This window comes from Pseudomonas sp. SG-MS2, assembly GCF_009933855.1.
Lineage (GTDB): Bacteria > Pseudomonadota > Gammaproteobacteria > Pseudomonadales > Pseudomonadaceae > Aquipseudomonas > Aquipseudomonas putida_E.
The window spans coordinates 1-15,851 of record NZ_MOMO01000208.1; the positions used below are offsets into that span (position 1 = coordinate 1).

Annotated in this window: 16 protein-coding genes; 15 read left to right on the forward strand and 1 reads right to left on the reverse strand. The window is 61.3% G+C overall.

Annotation, left to right across the window (positions count from 1 at the left end; all coding sequences use genetic code 11):
- The 9 genes from BLX42_RS17335 to BLX42_RS17375 all read left to right on the forward strand — a co-directional run.
- On the forward strand, positions 1 to 672 hold a 672-nt coding region (locus BLX42_RS17335), incomplete at its 5' end, for an electron transfer flavoprotein subunit beta/FixA family protein (RefSeq protein WP_161872259.1).
- Entirely contained in the window at positions 673 to 1,602 is a 930-nt protein-coding gene (locus BLX42_RS17340) for an electron transfer flavoprotein subunit alpha/FixB family protein (protein WP_046785256.1), read from the forward strand. It abuts the gene before it with no gap.
- Positions 1,603 to 1,679: 77 nt separating this feature from the next.
- Positions 1,680 to 2,501 carry an ABC transporter substrate-binding protein gene (locus BLX42_RS17345; protein ID WP_161872260.1) on the forward strand — a complete coding sequence of 274 codons (822 nt, stop codon included), beginning with the start codon at positions 1,680 to 1,682 and terminating at the stop codon, positions 2,499 to 2,501.
- Positions 2,502 to 2,510: 9 nt separating this feature from the next.
- Complete coding sequence (locus BLX42_RS17350; protein WP_046785254.1) at positions 2,511 to 2,864, forward strand: DUF4398 domain-containing protein; 354 nt, start codon at positions 2,511 to 2,513, stop codon at positions 2,862 to 2,864.
- Entirely contained in the window at positions 2,861 to 3,673 is an 813-nt protein-coding gene (locus BLX42_RS17355) for an OmpA family protein (RefSeq protein ID WP_046785253.1), read from the forward strand. Before BLX42_RS17350 ends, BLX42_RS17355 begins: the two co-directional genes overlap by 4 nt.
- Positions 3,674 to 3,856: 183 nt before the next feature.
- Entirely contained in the window at positions 3,857 to 5,299 is a 1,443-nt protein-coding gene (locus tag BLX42_RS17360; RefSeq protein WP_046785252.1) for a PLP-dependent aminotransferase family protein, read from the forward strand.
- A gap of 63 nt (positions 5,300 to 5,362) precedes the next feature.
- Positions 5,363 to 5,761, forward strand: coding sequence for a hypothetical protein (locus BLX42_RS17365; protein ID WP_125925131.1), 399 nt, complete (start codon positions 5,363 to 5,365; stop codon positions 5,759 to 5,761).
- 121 nt (positions 5,762 to 5,882) lie between these two features.
- A complete protein-coding gene (locus BLX42_RS17370; protein WP_012315353.1) occupies positions 5,883 to 6,137 on the forward strand; it encodes a YkgJ family cysteine cluster protein in 255 nt (84 codons plus the stop codon).
- A gap of 34 nt (positions 6,138 to 6,171) precedes the next feature.
- Complete coding sequence (locus tag BLX42_RS17375; RefSeq protein WP_161872261.1) at positions 6,172 to 6,777, forward strand: START domain-containing protein; 606 nt, start codon at positions 6,172 to 6,174, stop codon at positions 6,775 to 6,777.
- Positions 6,778 to 6,846: 69 nt separating this feature from the next.
- On the opposite strand, the gene gltA is transcribed toward BLX42_RS17375, so the two are convergent.
- Entirely contained in the window at positions 6,847 to 8,136 is a 1,290-nt protein-coding gene (gene gltA, locus BLX42_RS17380; protein ID WP_046785250.1) for a citrate synthase, read from the reverse strand.
- A gap of 352 nt (positions 8,137 to 8,488) precedes the next feature.
- Between gltA and sdhC the strand changes: the two genes are divergently transcribed.
- From sdhC to odhB, 6 genes are all read left to right on the forward strand, one after another.
- On the forward strand, positions 8,489 to 8,875 hold the full coding sequence (gene sdhC / locus BLX42_RS17385) for a succinate dehydrogenase, cytochrome b556 subunit (protein WP_012315350.1): 387 nt from the start codon (positions 8,489 to 8,491) through the stop codon (positions 8,873 to 8,875).
- On the forward strand, positions 8,869 to 9,237 hold the full coding sequence (gene sdhD, locus BLX42_RS17390) for a succinate dehydrogenase, hydrophobic membrane anchor protein (RefSeq protein WP_003254214.1): 369 nt from the start codon (positions 8,869 to 8,871) through the stop codon (positions 9,235 to 9,237). The genes sdhC and sdhD overlap by 7 nt, the downstream gene beginning before the upstream one ends.
- A gap of 3 nt (positions 9,238 to 9,240) precedes the next feature.
- A complete protein-coding gene (gene sdhA, locus BLX42_RS17395; RefSeq protein WP_012315349.1) occupies positions 9,241 to 11,013 on the forward strand; it encodes a succinate dehydrogenase flavoprotein subunit in 1,773 nt (590 codons plus the stop codon).
- Between the two features lie 11 nt (positions 11,014 to 11,024).
- The gene (locus tag BLX42_RS17400; protein WP_012315348.1) at positions 11,025 to 11,729 is read left to right on the forward strand and encodes a succinate dehydrogenase iron-sulfur subunit; all 705 of its coding nucleotides are present in this window, start codon (positions 11,025 to 11,027) and stop codon (positions 11,727 to 11,729) included.
- 246 nt (positions 11,730 to 11,975) lie between these two features.
- Positions 11,976 to 14,807 (forward strand): 2-oxoglutarate dehydrogenase E1 component, encoded by a 2,832-nt coding sequence (locus BLX42_RS17405; protein ID WP_012315347.1) that lies wholly within the window; start codon positions 11,976 to 11,978, stop codon positions 14,805 to 14,807.
- Between the two features lie 42 nt (positions 14,808 to 14,849).
- Positions 14,850 to 15,851 (forward strand): 2-oxoglutarate dehydrogenase complex dihydrolipoyllysine-residue succinyltransferase (gene odhB / locus BLX42_RS17410; RefSeq protein WP_161872262.1); only part of this gene is annotated, 1,002 nt, incomplete at its 3' end.

A 15,851-nucleotide genomic window follows, 5' to 3' on the forward strand; every position in this document is an offset into this window, starting at 1 on the left:
GACCTTGCAAACGTCAAGATGTCCATGAACCCCTTCTGCGAAATCGCCGTGGAAGAAGCCGTGCGCCTGAAAGAGAAGGGCGTGGCAAGCGAGATCGTCGTCGTCTCCGTCGGCCCGACCACTGCTCAGGAGCAGTTGCGTACTGCCCTGGCCCTGGGTGCCGATCGTGCCATCCTGGTCGAAGCTGCTGACGAACTGAACTCCCTGGCCGTGGCCAAGGCGCTCAAAGCCGTTGTCGATAAAGAACAGCCGCAGCTGGTGATCCTCGGCAAGCAGGCCATCGACAGCGACAACAACCAGACCGGCCAGATGCTGGCGGCGCTGACTGGCTACGCCCAGGGCACCTTCGCCTCCAAGGTTGAACTGGCTGGCGACAAGCTGAACGTCACCCGTGAAATCGATGGCGGCCTGCAGACCGTATCGCTGAACCTGCCAGCGATCGTCACCACCGACCTGCGCCTGAACGAGCCGCGCTATGCGTCGCTGCCGAACATCATGAAGGCCAAGAAGAAGCCGCTGGAGACCCTGACTCCAGACGCGCTGGGCGTATCGCTCGCCTCCACCAACAAGACCTTGAAAGTCGAAGCGCCAGCTGCTCGCAGCGCGGGTATCAAGGTCAAGTCGGTGGCCGAACTGGTCGAGAAGCTGAAGAACGAAGCGAAGGTAATCTAAATGACTATCCTGGTTGTCGCTGAATACGAGAACGGTGCCGTAGCCCCGTCCACCCTGAACACTGTCGCCGCAGCCGCCAAGATCGGTGGTGATGTGCACGTGCTGGTCGCTGGCCAGAACGTCGGTGGCGTTGCCGAATCCGCTGCCAAGATCGCTGGCGTTGGCAAGGTACTGGTTGCCGACAACGCAGCCTACGCCCACGTCTTGCCCGAAAACGTCGCGCCGTTGATCGTCGAGCTGGCCACGGGTTACAGCCACGTGCTGGCCCCGGCCACCACCAACGGTAAGAACATCCTGCCGCGCGTTGCCGCGCTGCTGGACGTCGATCAGATCTCCGAGATCATTTCGGTTGAATCCGCCGACACCTTCAAGCGCCCGATCTATGCCGGTAACGCCATTGCCACCGTGCAATCGAGCGCTGCTGTGAAGGTGATCACCGTGCGTACCACCGGCTTCGATGCTGTGGCCGCCGAAGGTGGCTCCGCTGCCGTTGAAGCGGTAGGCGCCGCGCACGATGCCGGTATCTCCGCCTTCGTTGGCGAAGAACTGGCCAAGTCCGACCGTCCAGAGCTGACCGCTGCCAAGATCGTCGTTTCCGGTGGCCGCGGCATGGGCAACGGCGACAACTTCAAGCACCTGTACAGCCTGGCCGACAAGCTCGGCGCTGCCGTGGGTGCCTCGCGCGCTGCGGTCGACGCAGGCTTCGTACCCAACGACATGCAGGTCGGCCAGACCGGCAAGATCGTTGCCCCGCAGCTGTACATCGCCGTCGGTATCTCTGGCGCGATTCAGCACCTGGCCGGCATGAAGGACTCCAAGGTGATCGTTGCGATCAACAAGGACGAAGAAGCGCCGATCTTCCAGGTGGCCGACTACGGCCTGGTCGCTGACCTGTTCGAAGCGGTTCCGGAGCTGGAAAAGCTGGTCTGATCCGCCTGCTTCACTTATAAAGAAGCCCGGCCCTTGTAACGAGGGCCGGGTTTTTTTATGCGGGCAAGGAGTGAAGGATGGCGTTTCGTGAAGCAGGCAAGGTGCTGGTGTGCACGATGGCGATGCTTTCACCGCTGGCGATGGCGGCTGGCAAGTGTGAGCGTCTGGTGGCGACTGGCAGCCCGGATGCTCCACCTTACTCCTGGCAAGACCCGAAAGACCCGAAACAGCTGATTGGCGCCAACGTCGATCTGTTGCGCAAGGTGGCCGGGGAGCTGGGGCTGAAAGTGGAAGTCCTCAATGCCGGCAGGCGCGATCAGGCGCTGGAAGAGGTGCGCAGTGGGCGCATGGATCTGTTGCTCGACACCCCCCTGCAGGTGGAGCAGTTGACCGCACTGGATTACATCCACCCGCCCTTGCAGCTCAATGAATACCTGGTCTGGACGCGCCATGACGCCGACGTGGAATTCAACGGCCCGGCGGATCTGGCCCATTACCAGGGTAGCCTGTCGGAGCGTGCCCGCCTGACCCCGGCTTTCAGTGCATTTGCCAAGGCGCAGTTGAAGCTGGTACCGGCGCAGAACCTGACCCAGGCCTTCCAGAAGCTGGTGCTGGGCCAGGTGGACTACGTGCTGGCTGGGCGTTACTCGGGCATGGCCATGACCCAAAGCCTGGGCATGAGCAATGACCTGATCGCTCGCGGCCTGCCGGTCGACCGGCCAGGGCTGTACCTGGCTGTGTCGCACAACTCGGCATGCAATGACACTTGGTTGCGTGGGCAACTGGCAAAAAAGCTGACAGAATTGCCGATCTCTGGTGCGTCTGAAGCCGTGCTGCAACGTAATGTCGAGCGCTGGAAAGCGCAGATGGATGTGCAGGCGGACGCCCCCAAACAGTAGGAAGAGTGCGTGAGAACCCAATCACTGATCCTTGCCGTGGCCATGCTCGGCCTGGCCGGCTGCGCCAACGACCCGGCGCCCAATGAACAGATGCGTATTTCCGAGCAGGCGCTGGAACAGGCAAAAGCGGTCGGTGCCACCGACCAGGTCGAGGTGTTGAAGCTTGCCGAAGACAAGCTCGCCCGCGCCAAGAGCGACATGCTGACCGAGGACTACCGCGACGCCCGCATGCGTGCCGAGCAGGCCGAACTCGATGCCCGCCTGGCCGAGGCGCGCGTACTGAACCAGAAGAGTGAGGAGCAGCTCGGCGTATTGCAGTCGCGGGTCAAGCGCTTGCGCAAGCAGCTGGAGGTGCAGCCATGAAGGGCTTCAAACCCATGGTGGCGCTGGCATTGCTGGCGCTGGCTGGCGGGCTGCAGGGGTGCGCCAGTCAGCGCAGTGCAGCGGCGCTGGACGATGCCTCGGCGGCCTTCCAGAAGGTCAAGGATGATTCCGCTGTGCTGCGCAGCGCACCGCGTGATGTGATCCGCGCCGGTGAGTCGCTGGCCCGCGCCGAGCGCTTGTCCAGCTACATCGGCACCGGCAGCGACGTGCGCCACTATGCGTATCTGAGCCAACGTTACAGCGAAATCGCCGGTGAGCACGCGAAGTTGGCGCTGAGCCAGGAGCGTCTGGCCAAGCTCGACCTTGAGCGCCAGCGCCTGCAACTGGCCCTGCGCGAGGCCAAGCTGGCCAGCGTGCAGCAGCAGGGTGAATGGGTTGAAGCGCAGATTGCGGCGCTGGCCTCGCAGCAGGCCGATCGCGGGCTGGTGATGACCTTGGGTGATGTGCTGTTCGACACTGGTCGTGCGGACCTCAAGAATTCGGCCAGTCGCACGGTGCTCAAGCTGGTCCAGTTCCTTCAGCTCAACCCGCGCAGGGTGGTGCGGATCGAGGGCTATGCCGACAACACCGGCGCGCCGGAAGATAACCTCAAGCTGTCGCGCGACCGGGCGCAGGCAGTGGCCGACATGCTGGTCGACCTGGGTGTCGACGAAAAGCGTCTGCAGGTTGAAGGGTATGGCGATCAGTACCCGATCGAGGCCAATGCCTCGGAGCGGGGCAGGGCGCAGAACCGCCGGGTGGAGATCGTCTTCTCCGATGACAAGGGCAGGCTTGCTCCGGCACGCTGACGGCTGGCGCCTCTTCGCGGCTTGAGAAGAGGCGCGCTGGTTAACTCTTTCGATAGCGGCCACGCCACTGTAATGTCGACTATTGTGCAATCTGTCCCAGTACACTTTGCAACTGTTACGGTATCCTCTACCGTAAGTGAGTCGTACAAGAACAATGAGCCGTCCGCGCGTCGAGATATCGCCATGACCAACCTGCTGCTGTATCAGCGTATCGCCCAGCAACTGGCCGATGACATCCGCCGTGGTGTCTATCAGCCAGGCGAGCGCGTGCCGTCCGTGCGCAAGATGAGCGCCCAGCTCAACGTCAGCCATGCCACGGTACTGCAGGCCTATGCCAATCTCGAAGACCAGGGGCTGATCCGCGCCCGGCCGCAGTCGGGCTACTACGTGCACCAGACCCCGGCGTTGACTGCGCAGACACCTGACATTGCCAGGGTCGAGCGCCCCGGCCTGGTCACCCGCGCAAGCATCATCCAGCAGGTGCTGACCGAGGCCCGTCGTGACGGCGTGTTTGCGTTCGGTGCCGCCGTTCCCCATGTCGACTACCTGCCAGTGCGTGCCTTGCATCAGCAGATTGCCAAGGTCACGCGCTTTCACAGCCCGCGTGCTTTCAGCTACATGTTCAGCCCGGGCTTCGAGCCGTTGCGTCGGCAGATCGCGATCCGCATGCGTGATGCTGGCGTGCTGGTCGATCCCAGTGAGGTGATCGTCACCCATGGCTGTGTCGATGCCCTGCAAATGTCACTGCGCGTGCTGACCCGCCCGGGGGATCTGATTGCTGCGGAGTCACCCACCTATTACGGCCTGCTGCAGCTGGCTGATTTGCTAGGGCTGAAGGTGATCGAGATTCCCAGCGACCCGTCCACCGGCATCAGTCTGGAAGCGCTGCAACTGGCGGCCAATCAATGGTCGATCAAGGCGCTGGTACTGACCACACGCCTTAGCAACCCGTTGGGCGGCACTATCCCCGAAGAGCGGCAGAAGCAGTTGTTGCGCCTGGCTTCGGACTTCGACATCCAGATCGTCGAGGACGACATCTATGGCGAGTTGATGTTCGAGCAGGGCAAGACCAAAGCGCTCAAGGCATTCGACCGGCTGGACCGTGTGATCTACTGCTCGAGCTTTTCCAAGACATTGTCACCTGGCGTGCGCGTTGGCTGGATGGTGGCGGGGCGATACCAGGACGAAATCCAGCGGTTGCAGACCTTCACCACCCACTCGGCCTGCAGTGTCACGCAGATGGGGGTGGCGGCTTACCTGGAGAACGGCGGCTATGATCGCCACCTGCGGTATATCCGCCAGGAGTACCGCAAGAACCTCAGTGCCTACCAGTTGGCTGTGCAACAGCACTTTCCCGAGGGTACGCAGATGACCCGGCCCACGGGCGGCTTCATTCTGTGGGTCAGCCTGCCGGGGCGGGTCAACACTCAAGAGCTGCATGTGCGTGCGCTGGAGCAGGGGATCAGTATCGCCCCTGGGCTTATCTTCAGTAATACCGAGCAGTTCAACCACTGCATCCGTCTCAACTGCGGTATTCCATGGAACAAGGAAGCCGAACGGGCGGTGATGACGCTGGGCATGCTGGCCCAGCAATTGTGCAGGGAGTCTGTAACTGCGCTTTTGTAAGGCTTGCCAGGCGCAGGCGGAACAGAGAGCATACGCACTCTTGAAGCCTGCCTATCGATGTCCATGAAACTGTTGCGTCGTATTGCCCTGGTTTTTTGCCTCATGCCAGTGTGTTTGACCTCTGGTGTGGCCCACGCTGCGCAGCCTGCCAAAGCGGACAACGCCAAGGCGTCGCCTGCGCACAAGCCAGCCAGCAAGGCGGCAACCCAGCAATTGCCCGCGGCGCACCTGGATCTGAGCCTGCCTGCCGAGATGGTCAACCAGCTTGAGCCCAGCGTCGGCAGTTCGGCCGTGCGCCGAAAACCCTTGCTGCCGGCCATGTTTACGGACAAACCGCACGCCGGTGACAGCCCGTTCCAGCTCAATGGTCGCTTGATCAGCAACGAGATGCAGCTGCAGTTGCGCAATGACAGCCGGCGTGATGTGGAAGGGGCGGCGATCGAGTTTGAGTTCCGCCAATAGCCTAGGCGAACTGACTGCCGGGTCACTGCAGATTTCATCGGGCCAGCAATTTCAAACGTATGTTTGAGCGGTTAGTATCCGGGGACGTTCGTCCCGTTTTGTTTCAGGGGGTCCTGATTTTATGAAATGCCGTGAGGGTTGCGGTGCCTGCTGCATCGCCCCGTCCATCACTTCCGCAATGCCGCGCATGCCAGACGGCAAGCCGGCTGGCATGCGCTGCCTGCACCTGACCGCCGACAACCTCTGCGACCTGTTCGGCAAGCCCGAGCGGCCGGCGGTCTGTGGTGGGTTCAAGGCGGATATCGAGGTGTGCGGCAATGATCGCGACGAGGCAATCAGGATTCTCGGTTGGTGGGAGCAGATGACGGCGGCGTGACAAGGCTGGATCTTCGACAACAAGGATAAAGATGATGAGATCGTTCAAGCGTATTGCACTGCTGTGTGGCGTGGGCTTGCTGATGGCGCCGGCCGCCTGGGCCGAGAGCTGGCAAGTGGCCAAGGACGAGGAGGGGATCAAGGTCTCTCTCAGTGAAGTGCCGGGGTCCAAGTACAAGGCCTACCGTGGTGTGGCCCTGATCAAGGCGCCGTTGGCCAGGGTGCAGGCTCTGCAGGAAGACGTGGCAGGGGCGTGCACCTGGATACATGAGTGCAAGTCGCAGAAGTTGCTCAAGCACGAAGGTGACCAGAGCTGGACCTACACCCAGTTCAATACGCCGTGGCCGGTAACGCCGCGCGATTCGGTGTTGCATGTCACCACCGTCAAAAACGCTGATGGCAGCCTGACGCGTAACCTCAAGGAAGAGCCGACCTATATGCCCGAAGAGAAGGGGTATGTTCGGGTGGCGAAAGTTGAAGGCTTCTGGAAGTTGGTGCCCAAAGGGGAGAGTACAGAAGTGACCTATCAGGTGCATACCGAGCCGGGTGGCAGTGTGCCCGCGATGGTAGCCAACAAGTTTGTAGTGGATGCGCCGTTCAATACCCTGAAAAGCTTGCGTGAGCGGGCAGAGAAGAACTGAAGCCAGGGCAGGGGCAAAGCAATGAAAAAGGCTGCCCGAGGGCAGCCTTTTGCGTTCGGCTTCAAAAGCTTACTTGCGGTCCTTCAGCTCAACGATGTCACGCGGCAGTTCGCCGGTGTACAGCTGGCGCGGGCGGCCAATCTTGTACGGGCTGGAGAGCATTTCTTTCCAGTGCGAGATCCAGCCCACGGTACGTGCCAGGGCGAAGATCACGGTGAACATGCTGGTCGGGATGCCGATCGCCTTCAGGATGATGCCCGAGTAGAAGTCGACGTTCGGGTACAGCGAGCGCTCGATGAAGTACGGATCGGTGAGCGCGATCTCTTCCAGGCGCATCGCCAGTTCCAGCTGCGGGTCGTTCTTGATGCCGAGTTCGCCCAGGACTTCGTCGCAGGTTTTCTTCATCACGGTGGCGCGCGGGTCGCGGTTCTTGTACACGCGGTGACCGAAGCCCATCAGCTTGAACGGGTCGTTCTTGTCCTTGGCCTTGGCGATGTACTTGTCGATGTTCGAGACATCGCCAATTTCATCGAGCATGGTCAGCACGGCTTCGTTCGCACCGCCGTGGGCAGGGCCCCACAGTGCGGCGATACCGGCGGCGATACAGGCGAACGGGTTGGCACCCGAAGAGCCGGCCAGGCGGACGGTGGAGGTGGAGGCGTTCTGCTCGTGATCGGCATGGAGGATGAAGATCTTGTCCATTGCCTTGGCCAGCACCGGGCTGATCGGTTTGATCTCACACGGGGTGTTGAACATCATGTGCAGGAAGTTTTCCGCGTACGACAGGTCGTTGCGCGGGTACATCATGGGCTGGCCCATGGAGTACTTGTAAACCATCGCGGCCAGGGTCGGCATCTTGGCGACCAGGCGCACCGCGGAAATTTCGCGGTGTTGCGGGTTATTGATGTCCAGCGAGTCGTGGTAGAACGCCGACAGGGCGCCGACTACGCCGCACATTACGGCCATCGGGTGGGCGTCGCGGCGGAAACCGTTGAAGAAGGTCTTCAGCTGCTCATGAACCATGGTGTGGTTCTTGACGGTGCTGACGAACTGGGCCTTCTGCTCGGCATTGGGCAGTTCGCCGTTGAGCAGCAGGTAGCAGGTTTCCAGGTAGTCCGATTGCTCGGCGAGCTGTTCGATGGGGTAGCCGCGGTGCAGCAGCACGCCCTTGTCGCCGTCGATGTAGGTGATCTTCGACTCACACGAAGCGGTCGCCATGAAACCTGGGTCGAAGGTGAAGTGACCAGTGGCCCCCAACCCGCGGACGTCGATTACATCAGGACCAACGGTGCCGGTTAAAATGGGCAGCTCGACGGGGGCAGCGCCCTCGATGACCAACTGCGCTTTTTTGTCAGCCATGTGGCCTCCTATTAATGCTTGAAATCATCAGACAGACCCCCCACGCAGGGCCCGCACCACTATAGAGAAGTAAATTCGAATGTCAATTTGCCTAAAGGCTGGTTGAAACCCGCTCTGAGGCCTGATTTTTCACGAAATTCTCGCCCATTTACGCCTTTTGCTCGCTAAAGGCAATGCGCTATTTGGGCTACCCCGTCACGTTGTCATAAGCAGCCTAACTGTCTATACTCGGCACCCGACCGCCAGGGGCTTGCAAGCCCGAACTGCTGGGGGTCGCCGTTCCCTGGGTGGTGGGTACCTGACCAGTACACTTACCAACAACTTTGCCCTGATTCGCTAGGGGCTCTTCAGTGTGAAAAAAGCCGTGAAAAGCCAACGACCTGTAAACCTAGACCTAAGGACCATCAAGCTCCCTGTCACAGCGTACACGTCCATCCTGCACCGTATCTCCGGCGTCATCCTGTTCCTCGGCCTTGCCATCATGCTTTATGCACTGGGCAAGTCGCTGGGTTCCGAGGAAGGCTTCGGTGAGGTGAAGGCGTGTCTGACCAGCCCGCTGGCCAAGTTCGTGACCTGGGGCCTGCTATCCGCCCTGCTTTATCACCTCGTGGCAGGTGTGCGTCACCTGATCATGGACATGGGTATCGGTGAGACGCTGGAAGGCGGCAAGCTGGGCTCGAAAATCGTGATCGTCATCTCCGTGGTGCTGATCGTTCTGGTGGGAGTTTGGGTATGGTAACCAATGTCACGAACCTGTCGCGTTCGGGCCTCTATGACTGGATGGCGCAGCGCGTCTCGGCGGTCGTTCTCGCGGCTTACTTTCTCTTCCTGATCGGCTACGTGGTCGCCCACCCAGGCATCGACTACACCCAGTGGCATGGTCTGTTCTCCAATAACGCGATGCGGATCTTCAGTCTGCTGGCCCTCGTTGCCCTGGGTGCTCACGCCTGGGTCGGCATGTGGACCATTGCAACCGACTACCTGACGCCAATGTCGTTCGGCAAGTCGGCAACTGCGATTCGTTTCCTGTTCCAGGCGGTATGCGGCGTTGCGATGTTCGCTTACTTCGTCTGGGGTGTGCAGATTCTCTGGGGTATCTGATCCATGGCTAGCATTCCAACCATTTCCTTCGACGCCATCATCATCGGTGGCGGCGGCGCCGGCATGCGCGCAGCGCTGCAGCTGGCCCAGGGCGGTCACAAGACTGCCGTGGTCACCAAGGTCTTCCCGACCCGTTCGCACACTGTTTCCGCCCAGGGCGGCATCACCTGCGCCATCGCTTCGGCCGACCCGAACGACGACTGGCGCTGGCACATGTACGATACCGTCAAAGGTTCCGACTACATCGGTGACCAGGACGCTATCGAATACATGTGTCAGGAAGGCCCTGCTGCGGTCTTCGAGCTGGACCACATGGGCCTGCCGTTCTCGCGTACCGAAACCGGTCGTATCTATCAGCGTCCGTTCGGCGGCCAGTCCAAGGATTTCGGTAAGGGCGGCCAGGCTGCACGTACCTGTGCTGCTTCCGACCGTACCGGCCACGCACTGCTGCACACCCTCTATCAGGGCAACCTGAAAGCGGGCACCACCTTCCTGAACGAGTACTACGCTGTCGATCTGGTGAAAAACCAGGACGGCGCGTTCGTGGGTGTGATCGCGATCTGCATCGAAACCGGCGAAACCCTGTACATCAAGTCCAAGGCCACCGTATTGGCCACTGGCGGTGCGGGCCGTATCTACGCCTCGACCACCAACGCCCTGATCAACACCGGTGACGGCGTCGGCATGGCCCTGCGTGCCGGCGTGCCGGTGCAGGACATCGAAATGTGGCAGTTCCACCCGACCGGCATCGCCGGCGCTGGTGTACTGGTCACCGAGGGTTGCCGCGGTGAGGGTGGCTACCTGATCAACGCCCATGGCGAGCGCTTCATGGAGCGTTACGCGCCGAACGCGAAAGACCTGGCTGGTCGTGACGTGGTCGCCCGTTCCATGGTCAAAGAGATCATCGCTGGCAACGGCGTGGGCCCGAACAAGGACCACGTACTGCTGAAGCTGGACCACCTGGGCGAGGAAGTGCTGCACAGCCGCCTGCCAGGCATCTGCGAACTGTCCAAGACCTTCGCTCACGTCGACCCGGTTGTAGCGCCGGTGCCGGTCGTGCCGACCTGCCACTACATGATGGGTGGTGTTGCCACCAACATCCATGGCCAGGCCATCACCATGGACGCCGAAGGCAAGGACCACATCATTCCGGGCTTGTTCGCCGTGGGTGAAGTGGCGTGCGTATCGGTTCACGGTGCCAACCGCCTGGGCGGTAACTCGCTGCTCGACCTGGTCGTATTCGGCCGCGCCGCCGGCCTGCACCTGGAGAAGGCGCTGAGCGAAGGCGTCGAGTACCGCGATGCCAGCGATACCGATGTCGACGTCGCCCTGAACCGCCTGAACAAGCTCAACGAGCGTACCACTGGCGAAGACGTCGCAAGCCTCAAGCGTGAGCTGCAAAGCTGCATGCAGAACTACTTCGGTGTATTCCGTACTGGCGAATACATGCAGAAGGGTATCGAGCAGCTGGCTGGTCTGCGTGACCGCATCGCCAACGTGAAGATCAACGACAAGTCCCAGGCCTTCAACACCGCGCGTATCGAAGCGCTGGAGCTGCAGAACCTGTTGGAAGTCGCCGAAGCTACCGCCATCGCGGCCGAAGCCCGTAAAGAGTCCCGCGGCGCTCACGCCCGTGAAGACTTCGAAGACCGTGACGACGAAAACTGGCTGTGCCACACCCTGTACTACCCGGGTGAGAAGCGCGTGGCCAAGCGTGGCGTCAACTTTGCGCCGAAGACTGTTCCAGCCTTCGAACCAAAAGTCCGGACTTATTGAGGGTGACTGCTATGTTGAAAGTCGAAGTTTATCGCTACAACCCGGATACCGACTCGGCGCCCAAGATGGAGTCGTTCGACGTCGATACCGGCGGCAAGGACCTGATGGTGCTGGACGTGCTGGCGCTGATCAAGGAGAAGGACGAGGGCTTCTCGTACCGTCGCTCCTGCCGTGAAGGCGTTTGCGGTTCCGATGGCATGAACATGAACGGCAAGAACGGCCTGGCCTGCATCACGCCGCTGTCCGGCGTTGTCAAGGGCAACAAGCTGGTTCTGCGCCCGCTGCCTGGCCTGCCGGTCATTCGTGACCTGGTCGTCGATATGAGCATCTTCTACAAGCAGTACGAGAAGGTGAAGCCATTCCTGCAGAACGACACGCCGGCCCCGGCCATCGAGCGTCTGCAGTCGCCGGAAGATCGCGACAAGCTGGACGGTCTGTACGAGTGCATCCTGTGCGCTTGCTGCTCGACTTCCTGCCCATCGTTCTGGTGGAACCCGGACAAGTTCCTGGGCCCCGCCGCCTTGCTGCAGGCCTATCGCTTCCTGGCCGACAGCCGTGACACCAAGACCCAGGAGCGCCTGGCGTCCCTGGATGACCCGTTCAGCGTCTTCCGCTGCCGCGGGATCATGAACTGCGTCAACGTTTGCCCTAAGGGTCTGAACCCGACCAAGGCAATCGGCCACGTACGTAACATGCTGCTGCAAAGCGGCACCTGATTCAAAGCGTTGTAACTGCAGTAAGCCGAGGTGCGGGTGGTGAACCCGCACTGAGGTAAAACCTGAGCAAGGGCCCAAAAAGCCCGCGCTCGATACCTATGAAGATATGAGACCAGCAGGGGCTTTCCGGGCTGGTACCCGGAAAATCAGCAGGATCCAAGTGGCGTGGTTCAGTCGCTGTGTTCGGACTTTTCCAGGTTTGCTGTGGCTCTCGCCGATCAGTCCCCTAACCGAGGGTGACCAAGCATGCAAGAAAGCGTGATGCAGCGCATGTGGGAAAGCGCCCACCTTTCAGGTGGTAACGCTGCATATGTGGAAGAGCTCTACGAACTCTACCTGCACGACCCTAACGCTGTGCCAGAAGAGTGGCGCACTTACTTCCAGAAGTTGCCCGCCGACGGCAGCACCGCTACCGATGTATCGCACTCGACAATCCGCGACCATTTCGTACTGCTGGCAAAGAACCAGCGCCGCGCCCAACCGGTATCTGCCGGGAGCGTGAGCAGTGAACACGAGAAGAAGCAGGTTGAAGTTCTGCGACTGATCCAGGCCTATCGTATGCGCGGCCATCAGGCTGCCAAGCTCGACCCCTTGGGGTTGTGGCAGCGCCCTGCGCCCGTAGACCTGTCGATCAATCACTACGGCTTGACCAATGCCGATCTTGATACGACCTTCCGTGCCGGCGACCTGTACATCGGCAAAGAGGAAGCGAGCCTACGCGAGATCGTCGAGGCGCTCCAGAAGACATATTGTCGCACCATTGGCGCCGAGTTCACCCATATCGTCGATTCCGAGCAGCGCAGCTGGTTCCAGCAGCGCCTGGAAAGCGTGCGCGGCCGCCCGGACTTCTCCGCCGACGTGCAGGCCCACCTGCTCGAGCGCGTGACGGCCGGTGAAGGTCTCGAGAAGTACCTGGGCACCAAGTACCCGGGCACCAAGCGTTTCGGCCTTGAGGGTGGCGAAAGCCTGATCCCGATGCTGGACGAAATGATCCAGCGTTCCGGCTCCTACGGTACCAAGGAAGTCGTGATCGGCATGGCCCACCGCGGCCGTCTGAACGTGCTGGTCAACACCTTCGGCAAGAACCCGCGCGAGCTGTTCGACGAGTTCGAAGGCAAGAAGATGAACGAGCTGGGCTCCGGTGACGTGAAGTATCACCAGGGCTTCTCCTCGAACGTGATGACCACCGGTGGTGAAGTTCACCTGGCCATGGCGTTCAACCCGTCCCACCTGGAAATCGTCTCCCCCGTGGTCGAAGGTTCGGTGCGCGCCCGTCAGGACCGCCGCAACGATACCGCCGGCGACAAGGTGCTGCCGATCTCGATCCACGGTGACGCTGCCTTCGCAGGCCAGGGCGTGGTCATGGAAACCTTCCAGATGTCGCAGACCCGCGGTTTCAAGACCGGCGGCACCGTGCACATCGTGATCAACAACCAGGTCGGTTTCACCATCAGCAACCCGCTGGACTCGCGTTCCACCGAGTACGCCACCGACGTTGCCAAGATGATCCAGGCGCCGATCCTGCACGTGAACGGCGATGACCCGGAAGCTGTGCTGTTCGTGACCCAGCTGGCCATCGATTACCGCATGCAGTTCAAGCGTGACGTGGTCATCGACCTGGTCTGCTACCGTCGTCGCGGCCACAACGAGGCCGACGAGCCCAACGGTACCCAGCCGCTGATGTATCAGCAGATCAGCAAGCAGCGCACCACCCGTGAGCTGTACGCCGAGGCGCTGATCCAGGCCGGTCGCATCGATGCCGAGCGCGCCCAGGCCAAGATCGACGAGTACCGCAATGCCCTGGACAACGGCCTGCACGTGGTCAAGAGCCTGGTCAAGGAGCCGAACCGCGAGCTGTTCGTCGACTGGCGTCCGTACCTGGGCCATGCCTGGACTGCGCGTCACGACACCCGTTTCGACCTCAAGACCCTGCAGGACCTGTCGGCCAAGCTGCTCGAGCTGCCAGAAGGCTTCGTCGTCCAGCGTCAGGTGTCGAAGATCTACGAAGACCGTCAGAAGATGCAGGCCGGTGGCTTGCCGATCAACTGGGGTTACGCAGAGACCATGGCCTACGCCACCCTGCAGTTCGAAGGTCACCCGATCCGCATGACCGGCCAGGACATCGGCCGTGGCACCTTCTCGCACCGCCACGCGGTGCTGCACAACCAGAAGGACGCCAGCACCTACGTGCCGCTGCAGAACCTGTTCCCGGGCCAGCCGCGCTTCGACCTGTACGACTCCTTCCTGTCGGAAGAAGCGGTACTGGCCTTCGAATACGGTTACTCGACCACCACGCCGAATGCGCTGGTGATCTGGGAAGCCCAGTTCGGCGACTTCGCCAACGGTGCGCAGGTGGTGATCGACCAGTTCATCACCAGCGGTGAGCACAAGTGGGGCCGCCTGTGCGGTCTGACCATGCTGCTGCCTCACGGTTACGAAGGGCAGGGCCCGGAGCACTCCTCCGCGCGTCTGGAGCGTTACCTGCAGCTGTGCGCCGAGCACAACATCCAGGTCTGCGTACCGACCACCCCGGCACAGATCTACCACCTGCTGCGTCGTCAGGTCATCCGTCCGCTGCGCAAGCCGCTGATCGTGCTGACGCCAAAGTCGCTGCTGCGCCACAAGCTGGCCGTCTCGACCCTGGAGGACCTTGCAGAAGGTTCGTTCCAGACCGTGATCCCGGAAATCGACACCCTGGATCCTGCCAAGGTCGAACGCCTGGTGCTGTGTGGTGGCAAGGTCTATTACGACCTGCTGGAAAAACGCCGTGCCGAAGGCCGCGAAGACATCGCAATCGTGCGTATCGAGCAACTGTACCCGTTCCCGGAAGACGACCTGGTCGACATCCTGGCGCCGTACACCAACCTCAAGCATGCCGTCTGGTGTCAGGAAGAGCCGATGAACCAGGGCGCCTGGTACAGCAGCCAGCACCACATGCGCCGTATCCTGGGCCGCCACAACAAGGCGCTGGTCCTGGAATACGCCGGCCGCGACGCTTCCGCCGCGCCAGCCTGTGGTTACGCTTCGAAGCACGCCGAACAGCAGGAAAAACTGCTGCAAGACGCCTTCACTGTCTAACGCCTTCGCGCACCTGAAACCGAATTTAAGGAAACACTGATAATGGCTATCGAGATCAAAGCCCCAACCTTCCCGGAATCGGTTGCCGATGGCACCGTTGCCACCTGGCACAAGAAGCCGGGCGAAGCCGTCAAGCGTGACGAGCTGATCGTCGACATCGAGACCGACAAGGTCGTCCTGGAAGTACTGGCTACCGCCGATGGCGTGATGGGCGACATCGTCAAGGGCGAGGGCGATACCGTCCTGTCCGACGAAGTGCTGGGTTCGATCGTGGAAGGTGGTGCTGCTGCCGCCGCGCCTGCTGCCGCTCCTGCCGCCGCTGCTCCGGCAGCCGTTGCCGCCGATGCCGGCGAAGACGACCCGGTTGCCGCTCCGGCCGCGCGCAAGCTGGCTGAAGAGAACGGCATCGACCTGGCTACCGTTGCCGGTACCGGCAAAGGTGGCCGCGTCACCAAGGAAGACGTGGTTGCTGCAGTTGCCAACAAGAAGTCCGCGCCTGCCGCTGCTCCGGCTGCCAAGCCTGCCGCTGCCGCCCCGGTTGTGGCCGCTGCTGGCGATCGCACCGAGAAGCGTGTGCCGATGACCCGCCTGCGTGCCAAGATCGCCGAGCGTCTGGTTGAAGCCCAGTCCAACATGGCGATGCTGACCACCTTCAACGAAGTCGACATGACCGAAGTCATGGCCCTGCGTTCGAAGTACAAGGACCTGTTCGAGAAGACCCATAACGGCGTGCGCCTGGGCTTCATGTCGTTCTTCGTCAAGGCCGCTACCGAAGCGCTGAAGCGTTTCCCTGCTGTCAACGCCTCGATCGACGGCAACGACATCGTCTACCACGGTTTTGCCGACGTCGGCGTTGCCGTCTCCAGCGACCGTGGCCTAGTGGTGCCGGTACTGCGCAACGCCGAATCGATGAGCCTGGCTGAAATCGAGAACGGCATCGCCACCTTCGGCAAGAAGGCCCGCGACGGCAAGCTGTCGATCGAAGAAATGACCGGCGGCACTTTCACCATTACCAACGGTGGTACCTTCGGCTCGATGATGTCG